Here is a 17,419-nt window from a genome sequence, read left to right as displayed (position 1 = left end):
TCAGAATCCGTCAACATCTTCGATTTTCAATTTTATCTCATCTGAATTGGCTTTCAATTCAGGGGCATACATTGCAAAAGCTTTTGCAGGCAATGCGCTGAACCTGCCCGGGATTTCAGCCCGCATCCTGTATGCGATACTGTGCTTGCCGCGCGCAAGACCGCGGACGAAAAAGCACACACGTTCATCGCGAAGTTCCATATAAGCCCCCATATCGTTCCCTCCATAACCGCTTCTAAGTTCGACAGGTTCGAATCCGGCGGCTTTTAAATCTTCAAATACGATATATTCATAATCGTTTTTACTGTCTATTTCCAGCTCTATCTCTACTAAATCTCCGCTTTTCAGCATATCAAGGTTTTCAAGTTTTTCACGTTCATACTTTTCAACTTTTTGATCAACCGCCTGCCCGCGCGAACCGGAAACTTTAACGGTTTTATCGGCGCGATTGAGTTTATAATATTTTCTTTCCACTTTAATTTCCAGTCCTGTTTTGGAGATAAAATCTTCAAGCGAGAAATTTGTGAGATAAGCATTAAAATATAGCGGGCCGGGACCTTTCTTTTTTATTTCAATTGTGCGCCTGCCTTCTTTAATCTCGTCACCAAGCATAACAAGTTTGTTGTCAAACACAAAAAGGTCTTTCGCGGTTATTTTTACTTCCTTCATTTTTTGAGTATCGATATAAATCTGAACGGTCATATCCGGATTGTCTTCCCCGCTTGCCTTTAGATAATCCGCCATCGCCTCAATACATAAACCTGTGTCCCGCGTGGAGTTCCAATAAGTTGAATTTTTGCGGTTATTGAGCAGGTATTTAACAAGCCCGGAAGCTTTTTTACTCAAAGGATCGGTATATGACAGTAGTTTAAGGTAATAGGCATGCGCTTCATATTCACTGCCGTACCAGTACCACCAGTAACCGCCGTTGTTAAGGTTGAGCCATGCCGTCTGGTTTTCTTCATCCTGAACAAGATATTGCTCGATATTTTGCATAATCATATCAAGTTTTGCCTTTTCCTGCTGTTTATAAAGGGCTATTCCAAGCATTGATTTTGCGTATACCGCGAGGTTATTGCGGTCCCGGTATAAAAAGCCGAGCATTTCGTCATTCCTGACATTTGCGTCAACCAATACCATGTAGACAAACGCATCCAGATTATCAGCGCTTGATTTACGGGGTTTTTTTTGTTCTTCATTATTTTTAAGTTTTGTCAATTCTCCATTCTGATAATTTTCAAGCCATCTTATTCCGTTTTCAAGCACGCCGGGCACGATTGCCACCTGGTTTTCTTTCGCTGTCTGCAGGCCGTGAACAACATACGCGGTTGTATGCGGATACGAATATTCGCCCCATCCCGAAAACCATCCCCACCCGCCGTCGGACAACTGCATTTCAGCCAGACGGTTTACTCCTTTTTTAACCATATCATTAACTATATTTTTATCGAATACCGGATTACGATTCCAGCGTTTCCATTGTTTTGCCCGTTCTTTGTCATTACCGATTTCCTGTGCGTTCAGGTTGGTCTGTTTATCATAAACACTTTTAAGGTCAATTCCCATTTTGTTAAGTATCCTCTGGGTTATTACCGTCGGCAAGAAACGGTTCAGTATTTGTTCTGTACATCCATATTGATATTCCACAAGATATGGCAGGGCATCAACCATTGCTCCCGCAAGGGTCGGGGAGTAGCGGACCTCAAGGCGCGACTGGTCAATTCTCCTTTCCGCAGGGACATTAATATCAAATTTTGAGCTGTTTTCCTCCCTCCGGATAACACCGCAAAATGAATCGGTTTTCAGGATGCCGTGGACATAGACTGGAAAACTCATTTCCATCGCATCGGATTCTTCGTCAGTTAAAGCTTTCATGCGTATAACCGCTTTTCCCTCACTTATAACTTTTACGCGCCAGTCAAAACGTTTTTCTCCATTGGCAGGTATCTCATCTGTCCGTGATAATTTGTCAATGGATTCAAGACACTGCCCGTCAAGTTCCAATACCGCCTGGACGGATTTCTTGTTTTCAAGATAGTTGTGAACGTTGGTAGACAAAACAACCTCGTCTTTTTCAACAAAAAACCGCGGTGCCTGGAGCCTTAAAATCAAATTTTTTGTTGTCACAACTTCTGCTGTTCCTTCACCAACTTTTGTTCCTTGCCCCATGGCCCATGTTCTTATCTTCCATCCCGTTAGATTTTCAGGCATGTTAAATTCTACTTCGGCAGTACCGTCTTCATTTGTCATAAGCGACGCGGTCCAGAAGGCGGTGTCAGCAAATTGTTTTCTTACGGAAGGCTGGATAACTTCAGTTTCAGGTTCAGTTTGGTCTTCCTTTGATTCTTCTTCAGGCATCCCTTCTTCAGATTCTTTAGTCATAGAAAATGAAAGTGATTTAAATTTTGCCTTACCGACGCTATAACGTATATTTTTAGGTTGATTGATTTCACCTTCCGCAAATCCATCGGCTGTTGAACGGCCAAACACACCGATATCCTGCATACCGGTTTCTCCTTTGGGTATCAGGTTGTAAAAATATCTGTCCAGGCTTGACGAAGTCTGCGGATAATGATGCCTGCGCCATTTCCAGAAGAACGCCTTTATCTCAGGGACGTTTGAACCTCCGGAGATATATTCAACAGACTTGTCATACACACTCATGACAGTTGACCCGGCAAATGGTTTATTGAAGAAGTCTGTCAGCCTGATTTTTATTTTTGCTTTTTCACCGGGTTTATATGATTTGGATGACGGAATGACTTCAACATTGAGCACGCGTTTTTCAGGAGGAACTATAATTTCTTTCGTTTCGCTGAAGATTTTGCCATTGCTGATGGTAAATGCTTCAACAAAAAAGTTCGGCATATCTTTTTTCGTTATTTCAATTTCTTCCACCACACTTTTACCGGTCATCCTGATTATCTTCGGTTTGAGATAAATACTGTTTGCCGGCCGGACAAAAAGGACTACCGTGCTTCCTTTGCGGTCAGTATTTATCATCAATTTTACTTTATCACCGGGTGAATATTCACGTTTATCGGGAATAAGCTCTATCTCATTAAAACGGAATTCTTTCCCTTCGAATCCTTCCCCTCTTATACAGAATATATACCCGCCTTCAATTGTGTGTTTTTTTGAATCTGTAACCCTGTATGACAGGCGGTACTGCCCTGCCTCAGAACCTTTTATCTGGATATGTGACACACCCCTGTCATTTGTATCAAGATTCCATTTCTGGACGGATTTTTCAACCGGTTTATCATTTTTATAGCTTATTTTATAAAGCTCAAGTTTCCCTTTTCCTTTGACCGGTTTGTTATCCAGTGTTTGCGCCGAGAAATTTGCAGCAATAACATCACCTGCACGGTAATGCCCTTTATCAACCCACGCATAGACTTTAAACGGGGCGCTTGCGACAAGGACTGTCCCTGTTCCGACAATGGTCCGCCTGGATTGGTCGGTGACTTCAGCGGTAATTTCGTATCTGTGGTTGGTGTCATTGCCATGCAGTTCTTTCGCGAGTATCGTATCAATTTCAATTTTGGTTGTCCCGTCTTCCCCGATTTCCACTTCTCCTTCCGCAACGACTTCGGGCGGTATATTGCTTTTCCGCCACCACCACATGAACGGCCGTCTGCATCCCCATAAATTCCATCCCGGATACCAGTTATAATCATAAGAGAACCACCAGTAACCCCGGCCGTAAAACCAGTCCCAGTCACCTGAAGGATACCAGTTTTCGCTGTATTCAGAACGCAGGATTTTATATTTTACCTTTGCTTTTGTTACTGGCGCGCCGAAATAGTATTTTGCATTGATTTTTGCAGTAATTTTTTCTCCCAGCATGACCGGTTCAGCGGGAGCTTCTATATTAACTTCAAATTCAGGTTTTTTATATTCTTCAACGCGAAAACTGCCCCCGCCATAGCTGTTTAAATCAATATTGTAGACTCCAAGCGAGGCATCTTCGGGCAACAAATATTCACCGTCTATTCCGCCATAGGCATCGCTTTTAAAATTTTTTTCAAAGACCTTCTCACCTTTTGAATTATTTATTTTTAAATGGAAGTCCCTGTTCGCAAATGCGGAAACGTCATCCTTATCATATTGGGCCTGGTTAATCCATACCTTAAATTTTACCGGTTGGTTTGGCCTGTATACCGGCCGGTCGGTAATAGTAAAGACTTTTGTCTGATTGTATTCACTATCATAATAGCTGCTATACCAGTATCCTGAAAATCCAAGATACGCGAACCTGCCATTTTCAGTTGTTGCGGTGATAAGCCATTGATAATCTCTTTTTAAATCATCGGGTCCCGGGACAACCTGTCCATTTTCATCCGTAAATTCAGCAAAATTCGTTATAAGAATATCGTAATAATTACCCTTTTGCGTGTATTTTTGGAAATACCCGAAAAACTCAACATTTACTTTTGATAAAGGCTCGCCTGTAACGGCATCAGCGGCAAAAAAGTAGTTTTCATTATTAAGTCTTTTATTAACAATAACAGTATCATTAATCCAGATAATGATTTTAGTTATATTGCCGTCAGCCATCCTTGCCGTAAGCAAATATGCACCGGCATCTTTTAGCGGAGTTTTAATCGTTACACGTTTATCAAAATGCATTTCATTTGGTTTAAGATCGAGTTCCCACTCTGTTACTTTTTCCCCTATGTATTTTTTTTCATCTGCATTAACTAATCTATAACCAATATCCCCAACATTAATTTTATTCCAATCTAATTGGCGGGGATTGGATTTTATGTATGATTTAACATCTTTAAGTATTTGATTTACATTTATTATATGCGCCTCAAAATATACCTTTTTCCCGTTTCTGAAACGGTAATCTACTACAGCATTTTTTCCCGCGGGATGGGCCCCGGCAGGTTCGAATTGCCCCCAGTTGTTCAGTATCCGGTCAATTCTGCTTTGTTTTCCGCTGTTGTCACCATATAATTCTTTGCTCTTTTTCCAGTAATCAACCGCTTTGTCATATTGCCGGCGGTTTTCAAAAATCTGGGCCAGTTTATTCAATGCCTGCTCACTGTAACTGTCTTTAAATTTTTCAGCAATTTTTTGATATAACTTTATGTATTGAAATTCTTCGGGCAGGGTAAAGCGTTTTATGCCTGACGCAAGTTTTGCAATGGTTTCGTTTTCATTTAGAGTATGGAGGGCATAATTTGTCTGGAAAAGACGGCTGTCATAACTGATAGTTTGAACTCCAAACTGCTGAAGCAAAAAATCGGCAAACATTGTAATGGCCTGGCTGGTTTTTTCCGGATTGATTTTCACTAACCGGGCAAGCATCCAGCGCCAGCGTTCGCCGTCGTTTTTTGATGCTTCATATTTCTCCGGAATATTATAATAAACAGGGGTCCCGTCAGGATTGACCGGCGCTCCCATGACCCTGCTGTCGTGTCTCCATCCGTCTTCGTAATCCGGAAGTTTTGAAAGATCGCTCAGATACTGCAGTCGCCATGCTTCATTATATTCCCTGTAACCCATAAGTATACTCGCGAACCGGAGATAAAAATTCGATAACTCATTTGTATCTGTTTCATTTCCCGATTTTCCCAGGGCATCTGTCATAAGCTGAAGAGCTCTTATCCGGTCGCGTTCAAAAGAATTTACATATTTCCCGCCCCCGCGGTGTCCGCCGCGATGAAACTCTCCGGCTATAACGTGACCGTAATGCTGATAATAATCAAAGTAGCTATTTGCCGCCTGAAATAAAAGATACCAATTATTCTCCTGGGCTTTGATAACTTCTTCCCTGAATTTATCAATTTCGTCAATGCGGTTAAGATTAGCAAAACATGAAACAGCCATTTTCATGTCATTTGCGACAAGCTTAGGGTCATTATCTTTATCAAGGGCAAGTTTGCTGTAAATTTCCAGCGCGTCCTTATAATTCCCTTCACGCATGGTTTTTTCCGCTTTTTTTCTCTGAGAGTCAAGAGGTTGTCCATTATTGGTTGTTTGGGAAAAACTTACAGCAGCAAACATAAAAAAAGCTGTAATCAGCAAAACAGAAAATTTTGTCCGCATTGTTTGCCTCCATTTAAAATATGGATTAAAAGGCTCTAAGTTTTTCTATTCGTTAGTGACCCTTCGTCGCTGATTTATAAATCTGCTTAATAATATATCTTCTACATTCCGGCGGGAATCTATTACGGATAATACATAGACATAACTTTCCGTAATTCTATAAATAATCCTCCATGGATTTATTATTAATTCGCGATACCATAAGATGCCATAATCTTCTAGTTCGGGAATTACCCGCCCGCGATTTGGATAAAAGTATAGATTTTCGCACTTGTTTTTTATTTTATTAAATACATTTATCGCGTTATCAATACTGTCTTGTGCTATATAATCAATTATTTTATCTAAATCCTCATCCGCAGTATTTGACCAGATTACTTCATATTTCTTGCTCATGAGGTTTTCTCTTTTAATTTTATTTCGATCTTATCAAAAACTTCCTTCTGCGTTTTTGTTTTGCCTGATTGAATATCACTTTCACCCTGAGAAATTAATTTTAATAATCCAATGGAATTTCTCATATTTTCATAACTTTCAGGGTCCTGCAATATCGCTTTTGGTTCCCCGTTTTGGGTAATAATCACAGGCCTGTGTGTAGTATTTATCTGCTCTAAAAGGTCTTTCGCCTTTGATTTGAGATAAGTTACCGATTTTATATCCTTTACAATATTCATATATGTCTCCTCCAGTCTTAATATAGTATCATATTCTGACCGATTGTCAAGATATTTATGTGGCATAATAGGACCTCAATCCCGTTCTTATTAATTTCTTGACAATAAAGGCATATTTGCGTATGTTATATTTCGTATTAGTGCTAAAAAAAAGCACTTTGGAGAAATATAATGCATTATATTCAATTAAAAAACACTTAAACATCTGGCTGACGATGTCAGCCAATTTTTATTTATTCCTGGTGAGGCAAAAAAAATAGAATTGTTTTGTGAATATATTCAAAATCTAAAATGAAAAATATATTTTTAACATTATTTGTTTTGTTGTTTTACGCTGGAATATTAATTAATCCGTTAAAAGCCCAAATATTGGGAAGTAGTGGGGAATTAATAAGGCAGGATGCCGGATGTATCACTGATAAGTGCCATGTATTTCAAAACCATTTTTCCCACGCGGAACACGGCACATTGGAAAAAAATAAATGTGATAAATGCCATATTCTGCGATTCCACAAATATTAAGAATTTACTTATCAATAACGGCAATAGAATAATAGTACCATGGAAAGATGACCAGGGGTATAACGGATTGTTTTCACTGGAGAAGGTAAAAAATTGAAAATAATAAAGGTTTAAGAAATAAAAAAGGGATAAGAGAAGCCATGAATTCAAATAAATTGCTTGACAAGGAAAATTTATTCGGATAAAATTCCCTTAATAATATGAAAATTAAGAAAAGGCTGTTTGAACTTAATCTTCCCGCGGGGAAATCCGCCTTTTTATGGGGGCCTCGGAAAGTCGGTAAAACTTACTGGATTACTCACATGTTAAAGAACGACACGGTTATTGATTTGCTTAAAACCGATACTTTAGCGGAGTATGTTTCACGGCCGGCATTATTGCGCGAACGTTATCAAAATCACAAAGGACTAATTGTCATAGATGAAGTACAAAAAGCCCCAAATCTTTTGGATGAGGTTCACTGGCTTATTGAGAATAAAGAATTATCTTTTTTACTTACCGGGTCAAGCGTGCGGAAACTACGCCGCGGGCACGCGAATCTATTAGGGGGGAGGGCATGGAGAAAGACCATGTCCCCGCTGTCTTATCTGGAAGTGACAGGTTTTGACCTGGAAAAAGTCATGATCTCCGGCCTGTTGCCGTCTCATTATTTATCAAATAATCCCATTGAAGAACTACGTGCTTACGTTGCTGATTATCTGAAAGAAGAAATTATTTCTGAAGCCCTTACGCAAAACATACCGGCTTTCAATGAATTCCTGCGTGTTGCCGCGATAACCTCAAGCGAGCTTATAAATTACGTCAATATAGCCAGGGAAACCGGTGTTTCTCATAAAGTGATACGCACTTATTTTGATATTCTCGAGGATACCTATCTGGGTTTTCGGATTTCCCCCTGGAAAAAATCAAAAAAGCGGCGCATGATCATCACTGAAAAATTTTATTTATTTGACGTCGGCGTTGCAAATTATCTATCCAGGCGTCAGCCTCTTCTCGGCAGTTCTGAATTCGGCAAGGCATTTGAACATTACATACTGATGGAATTAAAAGCCTATCAAGCCTACAGAAATCCGGATGCGCCTATAACTTTCTGGAGAACAAGTACGGGAAGAGAAGTGGATTTTATCCTGGGGGAAAAAGAATTGGCTGTTGAAATTAAAGGTTCTTCCCGTGTGCACGAAGGAGATATACGTTCACTCCAGGCTCTTGTTGAAGACGGCCCGGTAAAAAAACTTTGCCTGGTCTGCCTGGAAAAACAACCCCGTACTCTTGCTAAAAATATCCAAGTCCTGCCGTGGCAGATGTTTATTGAACAATTGTGGAATGGCGAATTTCTATAAAAAATTCGCTTCGTAAAAATTGGATGAAACAAAGTAATATTAACATATTTAAATCATTTTTAGCGTTTTTAACAGTATTAATTATTTTTACGCTTGCGATTGATAAATATATTTCAATTAGCGCGAAAGATAAGTTGTTTTATTCATCCGAAAGCATACCGGACAAAAAGTCCGGGTTACTGCTTGGGACAGGCAAATATGTTTATGGAAATCCGAACCCCTTTTATGAAAATAGATTAAACGCGGTTTCCGAACTATGGAGAAAAAATAAAATCAGCGCGATCCTGATATCGGGAGATAATTCAAGAAAAAATTATGATGAGCCTTCTGAAATGAAAGAAGACCTGAAAAAAAGAGGTGTTCCTGAAGAATTTATTAATCTGGATTACGCCGGCTTCAGCACGTTGGACTCGATCATAAGGGCAAACAAGATATTTGGCATTGATGATTATATTATTATATCCCAGGCCTTTCATTGCGAAAGGGCGGTTTATATCGCGAACAGATATGGATATAACGCCATAGGTTATTGTGCCGGGGATGTTAAAACAATAAATGGTTTTAAAATCAGGATACGCGAAATTTTCGCGAGATTTAAAACATTCATTGATTTATACATAACAAAAAGAAACCCAAAATTTCTTGGGGAGAAGCAAGATATAAAATATAGAGAATCAAAATGAAAAACACTGAAATATTAGAAGAAATGATCAAGTCCCGCAGGAGTATAAGGAAATTCAAAGATATTGCCATTCTCGATGAAGATGTCAGGCGGGTGATTGAAGCGTCAGGGTTTGCACCGAGCATCACTAATTACCAGCCATGGAAATTTATTTATGTTAAAGATTCGTTTAAATGTTAACAAGTAAAGCAATAATATTTTGGAAAAAACATATTTATCCTAAAAAAATGTTTAAAAGATTATTTTTGTGTTTTTCCCTGCCGGCAATACTATTTTTCTTATTAGTATCTGATTCCTTAGCGGAAGGTATTAAAATTTATTCAAGTATAAATAATAATGAATGGATTGTAGCGGACGCTATTTATCCTTTGAAAGGCGATATAATAAAACTTAAGGTTGAAAAAATAGAGAACGCGAATATTAAATGGTATCAAATCGTTACAGACCTGTTTAAAACTTATAAAAACGCGAATCGTCCCTGGGAAAATGACCCTTATAAATGGATCGGTTTTTCAAAAATAGATTATCAAAGAAAAGAATTAACTCAATTCAGGAATAAATGGGAAATTATTCCGTACGAAAATCTAAATTATAATGAAGATAAATTTATTAATAATCCAATTTACAATAATAACACGGGCAGTTTCTGGTTCCAGGCTGAAATAGAAAAAAACGGGATAAAATACAAAACCCCCGGTATTGAAGATTCAGATAACTACGGGCTTTCTCCAAAAGTATTTAGAATATCCATCAGGGAAAAAGACAGCTATTTAGGTTATTTAACCACTTTTTTAAATGTTCCCGGCCTGTTTGGTTCAATTCCATACCAGAGTAATAATTATATCGGAGTTGATTGCGCGGATGTTTTAATGGTAAGTTATGGAAAATGGAAAAACAAAAGAATAGACAGGGATTACAATATCGGAATGATAATGAACGAATTTAAAACAGTTGTTAAATTCAAAATAAATGAAGGAAAACCGTCAGTAAATCTCAAATGGGGGAAGGATATAATCCCAGGGGATTTTATCGCTGTGAAATATTTTGGAGGAAAACAATATCAGCATATAGGCGCTTTATACTCCGACGAGAATAAAAACGGGGTGCTGGATGAAGATGATATTATAATTCACGCGGGTCCTTATCCTCTTCATAAATCATATTTAAATGAAACCAATTTTGACGGGGATGTGGTTGTAATAAGGCATGATTAAACGGTATTGAAAATAAATGAGGAGTAAAAAATACCAGGTAGAAATTTCCTACTATTTTCCCCTCTTTTTTTTAAAGAGGGGATCAAGGGTTCGGAATATTTAAAGGAGAGCGAATAATGAAAATGGAAAAGATTAGTATAATATTTATTGTGCTGGTGATTTTATTTTATGCTAATGCGCTTAACGCGTTTTATGGTAAAAGCTTAAAACCGGGGGAAATAAGCACGAATGAGGAAGGGTATAAAGTTGAAAAAGGAAGGTTTCCAAAAGATTATAGCATTAATCAGCGGATATATTTCATGGATTGCGGCGCATCCGGAGTTATATAAGAAATATGTGATGGAGAGAAATAATTTATGAAATCGCAAAACCGTAAACACGACGATAACGCGAAATATTATGATATCGGGATGAAACTCCATTGGGTCGGGTAATATAATAGATTCAGGAAGTCAATTGTCGACAATTTTGGAGATTTCAAAGATAAGGCAATCTTAGATTTCGGGTGCGGAACAGGGTTGTTATTGGAATACATAAAAGATAATTATGATTATCAGGGTTCTTATATCGGATGCGATAGAGGGGCAAAATTGGCCTGAACGAATTAGCAGGAAATGTTTATGTTAACAGTTTTAAAATATATATTTTTGCTGACAATACCGGTTATCCTATTTTCAGGATGCGGCCTCCAGCGTAAATTGTTATATTATCCAGGCGCCTTGACGGATGATGAGCTGAACGCAAGCGGTTTAAAATTCTGGCCTTCTGAAAAAGATTACAGAGGCCTGGCCAGCGCCAATGAAGTTAAGAATAAGAAGGGTGTAGTTATTGTTTTTCACGGGAACGCGGGCTCTGCGGTTCACAGGGGCTATTACATTAATTTTCTGGAACCGCTTGGATATAAAGTTATACTTGCCGAATATCCGGCGTATGGCGGGCGCGCGGGGAAATTAAGTGAGAAGTCGTTTGTGAGGGACGCAAAAGAAACCATACGGCAAGCTTATGAAAAATTCGGGGAACCGTTATTTCTTTTAGGAGAATCTTTGGGGTGCGGTGTGGTGTCGGATTTTGTAAGTGATGGATCAGTTAAGATTAATGGAATAGTTTTAGTTACACCGTGGGATACGCTGCTTGCAGTTGCCAGGTCTCATTTTTCATTACTTCCGGTTAAATGGTTTATGAAAGATAAATATAATAACATCGATAATTTGAGGTCTTTTCAAGGCAGGGTTGCTATAATAGGGACTGAACAGGATGATGTTATACCGGTAAAACATGCCGTGGAATTATATAAAACATTATCCTGTGGCAAGAAAATGTGGATAATTAAAGGCGCCGGGCATAATGACTGGCCGATGGTAATGAAACCGCCGGATTGGAAAGATATAATGAGTTTTGTTAGTGGAAATACTAAATGAAAAATTTTATTTTTGTGTTATTTTTAAATTTATCTTTAACAAGTTGTTGTTTTACTAATTCAAATTCAATGGATAATTCAAATATTAAATCTGATATACCGGTCAAAAAAGAAAGGTTATATTCTGATGTAAAAGAAATAACTTCAACCAAGCCCGCCAGGAATTATGAAAACATTGAATCTTTAAATAAGGCGGCCGGCTATATTTATGACCAATTTCAAAAGCTCAGCGGTAATGTGGAAATTCAAAAATATAAAGCTGGTGACAAAGAATACAAAAATATAATCTGTTCATTCGGGCCGATGGATTCGGAACGGATTATTATTGGTGCGCATTATGATGTTTGCGGGGAGCAGCCCGGAGCGGACGATAACGCAAGCGGGGTAGCGGGATTATTGGAAATAGCAAGGCTCATAAATGAGCTTAAACCGGATATGAAGAACCGGATAGACCTCGTTGCTTACAGCTTGGAAGAGCCTCCTTTTTTCAGGACTGAATTCATGGGAAGCTCTGTTCACGCGAAATCGCTGGTGGATTTAAAAGTTAAAGTTAAGGTCATGATAAGCCTTGAGATGCTCGGTTACTTTTCAGAAAAGCCAAAGTCCCAGCAATATCCCGTTTTTTTCTTAAAATGGTTTTATCCGGATAAAGCGAATTTTATTGCTGTTGTTGGAAAATACGGACAGGGTAAAATTATTAAAAAGATCAAAAAATACATGATACAGGGATCAAATATTGATGTCCAATCATTGTCCGCCCCGTCCTCTTTACCGGGTATTGACTTTTCAGACCATCTAAATTATTGGCGGTATGGATATAAGGCAGTGATGATTACAGATACGTCATTTTACAGAAACCCTAATTATCATTTTACAACTGATACGATTGAAACCCTGGATTTTGATAAAATGACTGAAGTTGTGAGAGGGGTTTACTGGGCAGTGGTAAATATATAACCTCTGTTATGTTTTTTACAAATAAATATAAAAATAATAACTATTGACATTTAATTTAAAATTGGTTATATTTATCCCATTGGAATATAAATACATGTATTTATAGTGTGGAGGAAATATAATGTATAAAAGGCTGTTAAACCTACCTAAGGATCCAATAAATAGCTTGTTTTTGTGGGGGCCAAGACAAACCGGAAAAACCACATTGTTAAAGCAAACCTACCCTAATGCTTTTCGTATTGACCTTTTGATGAGCGATGTTTTAATAAAGTATTTAAAAGAACCCGCTCTTTTCAGGGAACAAATAAGAGCGCTTCCTCATTCTCAGATTGTAGTTGTTGATGAAATACAAAAGGCGCCTGTACTGCTTGATGAAATTCATTACCTTATCCAGGAACAGAAGCGTATCTTTGTCTTATGCGGTTCAAGTGCGCGCAAAGTAAAAAAAGGGCATGCCAATCTTTTAGGCGGCAGGGCGGTTCGCTATGAACTCATGGGGTTAGCAAGCAAAGAAATAGGTGAAGACTTTAATTTGGAGCGTATGCTTAATGCAGGGCCTTTGCCGAATCATTATGATAACCCATCACCAGCGCAAGCTATTCGAAGCTACGTGGATGATTATCTGCGTGAAGAAGTTTTGCAGGAAGGCCTTATCCGAAACCTTCCAATTTTCTCAGATTTTTTGCGCATATCCGCCATTAGCGATACGGAGATAATTAATCTCTCAAATATAGCCAGGGAATGCGGTGTAGCGGTAACAACGGCAAGAGACCATTACGGAATACTTGTTGATACCCTGATAGGTACCTTTTTACCCGCATATACATTAAAACCTAAAAGGCGTATTATACAAGCGCCTAAATTTTATTTTCACGATGTAGGAGTTGTTAACAATCTTGCAGGCAGGGGAGAAATCCGGAAAGGTTCCGAATTATTTGGTAAAGCATTTGAGAATTGGATATTTAACGAACTATACATACATAGCAGATACAGTGAAAAATATTATGATATATCCTATTGGCGGCTTTCCACAGGGGTGGAAGTTGATTTTATTCTTGGTAACGCGCACACTGCTATAGAGGCTAAAGGAAAATCAAAAGTTACCAGTGACGACTTAAAAGGTTTAATTCAGTTTAAAGTGGAGCATCCTGAAGTAAAACATCTTATTGTTGTATCTCTTGAACAGACCGCGCGAGAAACTGATCAAGGCATCATCATTATCCCTTATCAGGATTTTATTAAGAGGTTGTGGAATGGAGAGTGGCAGGTGTAATAACCGCTCCGCTTCTAATCCGATATGATTGGCTGGCAAAAATACATGAAAAAAATTAACCTGAAAATTTTCCGTAACCTTATTAAGATGAAGCTCCACGCAATAAGTATTGCTTTGACTATCGCGTGCGGTATCGGAATTTACAGCGGCGTGGATATGGCCCTGAAAAGCCTTATGTACACCCGCGATAAAATTTTTAGCGACCTTAATTTTGCCGACCTGGAGGTTCATTTTATACCTGAGGATATTCATAACCTTCCCGACCTTTCAGGTATCCCGGGTGTGGAAAAGGTTGAAAGAAGATTAATTTTCCCGGGAATTATGTCCCTTCCGGGAGGGAAAAAAATAGTTTCCCATATGGTGTTTCTTGAAAACCCGGAACCGGAGGTGAATAAGATACAATTAATTGAAGGAAGGTTCCCTTCCCGGGACGATATCAACGAGGTTGTCGCGGAAAAAACATTAAGGGATTTTTATAATCTTAGGCCGGGCGATATCATTAAAGTTAAAGTGGGCGAAAAAGAGTATATTAACAAGATAACCGGTTTTGGGATTAATCCGGAATATGTGACGATTACCGCGAATCCGGAATATTACCTGCCTGAGAAAGGTTCGCTCGGGGTGATTTTCACGTCATTGAAACGGGTAAGTGAAAACATCGGTTTCACCATGGTAAATGATTTGATTTTTAAATTTAAGCCGGGTGTTAATCATAAAGAAGCCGAGAAGGCTGTTCTCGAAAGGCTGGAAGGGGCCGTAAATATTGAAAAAATTATGCCTTATAAAGACCATTTTGCCTATAAATATCTCGAGTTGGATTTGCTCGCGTTTAAGGTTTATGTGCCCGCGATAGTACTGGTTCTTGGGTCACTTTCTTTTATTATAGCGCTTATTAATTTCAGCAGGCTGATAATCCATGAACGGAAAGAAATCGGGGCGGTCCTTGCGATAGGTTACCACTCCCGCGATATTTTACTTTCATATTGTTTAGGCGGTGTCCTGCTTGGGATTTTGGGTATTATTTTCGGGATTCCTTTCTTATATATTTTACGGAACGCGTTTACATATATTTTTGCAAACGCGCACGGGTTGATTCTTGTTTACAACCGCACGTTTTTTTCAAGTATTTTAAAAGGAATCATTTTCGGTCTATCCACAAGCACAATAGCGTCGTTTATTCCTGTTTATGGGCTTTTAAGGCTTAGCCCTCATGATATTATGCATCCCATAGTGAAAAGGGAAGCGGGGGTCGGGAAGGCGCTGTTTAATAAATTATCCGGCATGACATCCGGATTAACAATAGGGTGCAAGCTCGGGATAAGGAATATTTTAAGAAAAAGATACCTTTCCTTCGCGACAATATCTTCTATCGCTCTTTCTATCGGCGTTGCAATTTCGTATATGATGAGCATGTCCTCGCTTGAGTCGACAATTACAAGCCGTTTTGACAAGCAAAAATGGTCTATGGTTGTGGATTTTCTTTATCCTGTTTACTTTGAGGATTACGAAGAAATAAAAAAAATTGAAGGGGTGAATTTAATAGAACCATATTTCAGATATTATGCTGAGGTGGGGAAGGAGGGCCATTTTGAAGGGACCGGACTTCTGGCAATCAGGTTTCCATCCAGTGTCCAGGTTTTCCCGATAACAAAAGGAAGGAAGGTCGAAGCAAAGAATGAAATTATTTTAAACAGCGATCTTGCCAGGAAATTAAAAGTTGAAACCGGGGATGCAGTTGATTTAAAAATCAAGAAAAAAATATATTCTTTCACAGTATGCGGAATAAAATCGGATGTGAGCCAGGGGGAATCTGTGATTGATTTTTATAAAGCGAGAGAAATTCTCGAATTTCCCGACGAGGCAACAGGCATAATGATTAATTCAATCCAGCCTGTTCCCGGTGAATTGCTGGATAAGATTCATAAATTTACTTTTGTCGGAAAAATCACAAAGAGAGAAACACTTGTGGAGGATTTTCTTAAACTTGTCCGAGAAATTACGGGTATTGTCAATATCGCGATAGGGGTCAGTGTTTTTGTCGCGCTTCTTTTTATTTTTACAAGCTCAAACATGGGAATAATGGAGAGGGAGGGTGAATACGCGGCGTTAAAGGCCATTGGTTATGATAACCGGCATATCGCAAAAAGCATTTTTTCGGAAGCGCTTGCTTTAACCGTGATGGGAGGGGCTGTTTCCGTTCCGTTAGCTTTTGTTATTTCAATTTATCTTAATCAAATTATGAGCAATGCATGGTTTGATATAGAAAATTACTTTTATGTTTTCGATTTCATGAAAGGAATCTTTCCCCTGTTGTTTCTCGGCCCTTTAAGTATAATCCCGGGCTTAAAATACGCATTCAACCTTGATATACAAAAGGCATTGAAAGTGAGAATAATTGAATGAAAAAAATCAAGAGTCAGGAGTCAGGAGCCAGAATTTCAGAAGCGGTTTTAATTTTATGTTTGGTATTTTTGGTTCCTGGTTCCAAAAAAATATTTTCAGATGAAAATTTAACCCCGCGTGAAATTATGCAGAGAGTAGTTGACCAATTCAGGCCGGATACAGAGGTCCAGGAAATTGAGATGACCCTTGTTGATAAAGACGGCAGGCAGTGGCTGCGCACAGGAACATTTTATAATAAAAAGAAGACACAAAAAGATGATATGCGCCTTTTTGTTTTCCATTCACCGCCCGATCTTGATAAAAGCGGGGTTTTGACAATTGAAAATATCTCGGGCGAGGATGACCAGTGGATATATGTCCCGGCATACCATACTGTCCGGAGAATTCCTCCAAGCAGCCGCGGGAGCCAGTATATGGGGACGGATTTTTATTACGAGGATATAATTACCCCGAGGCCCGAGGAATACGAATATACAATTACAGGAAAAGAAAAGTTTCAGGGGACGGAATGTACGATTATAAATTCCATTCCGGTTTCGGACCGCCTTAAGAAAGAATCCGGTTACGGGAAGATTATCGCGTGGGTTGACGAAGGCAAATATGTTATTTTAAAGCAGGAGCTTTATAATAAAAATAATGAATTGATAAAGATATTGGTGAATTCCGGTTTGAAAAAATATAAAAATTCATACTACTGGAACCACCGTGAAATGCTTACAATTGCCACGGGCCATAAAACTATTATTGAAAACAAGAAAATTACCATTGATGAACCGCTTGACGATGAAATATTTACTATAAGGTTTTTAAAGAGGGGGAAGTGATTTTGGCCTGAATTTCGCTTGACTAATGCAGGGCATTAAAGTATTATTGTGCT

At 38.7% G+C, this 17,419-nt stretch carries 14 protein-coding genes; 11 read left to right on the top strand and 3 right to left on the bottom strand.

The features are described from left to right. From AB1498_02630 to AB1498_02620, 3 genes are read right to left on the bottom strand one after another with little or no spacing between them, the layout of a single operon-like run. A complete protein-coding gene (locus AB1498_02630; GenBank protein ID MEW6087177.1) occupies positions 1 to 6,060 on the bottom strand; it encodes an MG2 domain-containing protein in 6,060 nt (2,019 codons plus the stop codon). Between the two features lie 45 nt (positions 6,061 to 6,105). After that, a complete protein-coding gene (locus tag AB1498_02625) occupies positions 6,106 to 6,456 on the bottom strand; it encodes a type II toxin-antitoxin system RelE/ParE family toxin (GenBank protein MEW6087176.1) in 351 nt (116 codons plus the stop codon). Next, positions 6,453 to 6,734 (bottom strand): type II toxin-antitoxin system Phd/YefM family antitoxin, encoded by a 282-nt coding sequence (locus AB1498_02620; GenBank protein ID MEW6087175.1) that lies wholly within the window; start codon positions 6,732 to 6,734, stop codon positions 6,453 to 6,455. Before AB1498_02620 ends, AB1498_02625 begins: the two co-directional genes overlap by 4 nt. 400 nt (positions 6,735 to 7,134) lie before the next feature. On the opposite strand from AB1498_02620, the gene AB1498_02615 reads away from it, so the two are divergent. The 11 genes from AB1498_02615 (at position 7,135) to AB1498_02565 (ending at position 17,366) form a co-directional block, all read left to right on the top strand. Beyond that, complete coding sequence (locus AB1498_02615; protein ID MEW6087174.1) at positions 7,135 to 7,353, top strand: hypothetical protein; 219 nt, start codon at positions 7,135 to 7,137, stop codon at positions 7,351 to 7,353. 103 nt (positions 7,354 to 7,456) lie between these two features. Next, complete coding sequence (locus tag AB1498_02610; GenBank protein ID MEW6087173.1) at positions 7,457 to 8,596, top strand: ATP-binding protein; 1,140 nt, start codon at positions 7,457 to 7,459, stop codon at positions 8,594 to 8,596. A 23-nt stretch (positions 8,597 to 8,619) separates the two neighbouring features. Then, positions 8,620 to 9,279 (top strand): ElyC/SanA/YdcF family protein, encoded by a 660-nt coding sequence (locus AB1498_02605; protein ID MEW6087172.1) that lies wholly within the window; start codon positions 8,620 to 8,622, stop codon positions 9,277 to 9,279. Beyond that, on the top strand, positions 9,276 to 9,458 hold the full coding sequence (locus AB1498_02600; GenBank protein MEW6087171.1) for a nitroreductase family protein: 183 nt from the start codon (positions 9,276 to 9,278) through the stop codon (positions 9,456 to 9,458). The genes AB1498_02605 and AB1498_02600 overlap by 4 nt, the downstream gene beginning before the upstream one ends. Then, positions 9,452 to 10,492, top strand: a complete 1,041-nt coding sequence (locus AB1498_02595) for a hypothetical protein (protein ID MEW6087170.1) — start codon at positions 9,452 to 9,454, stop codon at positions 10,490 to 10,492. The genes AB1498_02600 and AB1498_02595 overlap by 7 nt, the downstream gene beginning before the upstream one ends. Positions 10,493 to 10,614: 122 nt before the next feature. Beyond that, positions 10,615 to 10,821 (top strand): hypothetical protein, encoded by a 207-nt coding sequence (locus AB1498_02590; GenBank protein ID MEW6087169.1) that lies wholly within the window; start codon positions 10,615 to 10,617, stop codon positions 10,819 to 10,821. 291 nt (positions 10,822 to 11,112) lie between these two features. Beyond that, positions 11,113 to 11,910, top strand: coding sequence for an alpha/beta fold hydrolase (locus AB1498_02585; GenBank protein MEW6087168.1), 798 nt, complete (start codon positions 11,113 to 11,115; stop codon positions 11,908 to 11,910). Next, the gene (locus AB1498_02580; GenBank protein ID MEW6087167.1) at positions 11,907 to 12,866 is read left to right on the top strand and encodes a M28 family peptidase; all 960 of its coding nucleotides are present in this window, start codon (positions 11,907 to 11,909) and stop codon (positions 12,864 to 12,866) included. Before AB1498_02585 ends, AB1498_02580 begins: the two co-directional genes overlap by 4 nt. A 121-nt stretch (positions 12,867 to 12,987) precedes the next feature. Further along, a complete protein-coding gene (locus AB1498_02575; protein ID MEW6087166.1) occupies positions 12,988 to 14,139 on the top strand; it encodes an AAA family ATPase in 1,152 nt (383 codons plus the stop codon). Positions 14,140 to 14,184: 45 nt separating this feature from the next. Continuing rightward, positions 14,185 to 16,542 (top strand): FtsX-like permease family protein, encoded by a 2,358-nt coding sequence (locus AB1498_02570; protein ID MEW6087165.1) that lies wholly within the window; start codon positions 14,185 to 14,187, stop codon positions 16,540 to 16,542. Then, on the top strand, positions 16,539 to 17,366 hold the full coding sequence (locus AB1498_02565) for an outer membrane lipoprotein-sorting protein (protein MEW6087164.1): 828 nt from the start codon (positions 16,539 to 16,541) through the stop codon (positions 17,364 to 17,366). Before AB1498_02570 ends, AB1498_02565 begins: the two co-directional genes overlap by 4 nt. Positions 17,367 to 17,419: the final 53 nt, after the last annotated feature.

Source organism: bacterium, from assembly GCA_040754625.1.
GTDB lineage: Bacteria > JACRDZ01 > JAQUKH01 > JAQUKH01 > JAQUKH01 > JAQUKH01.
Note: the sequence above shows the minus strand (reverse complement) of the source record. Positions and strands in the feature narration are given on the sequence as shown.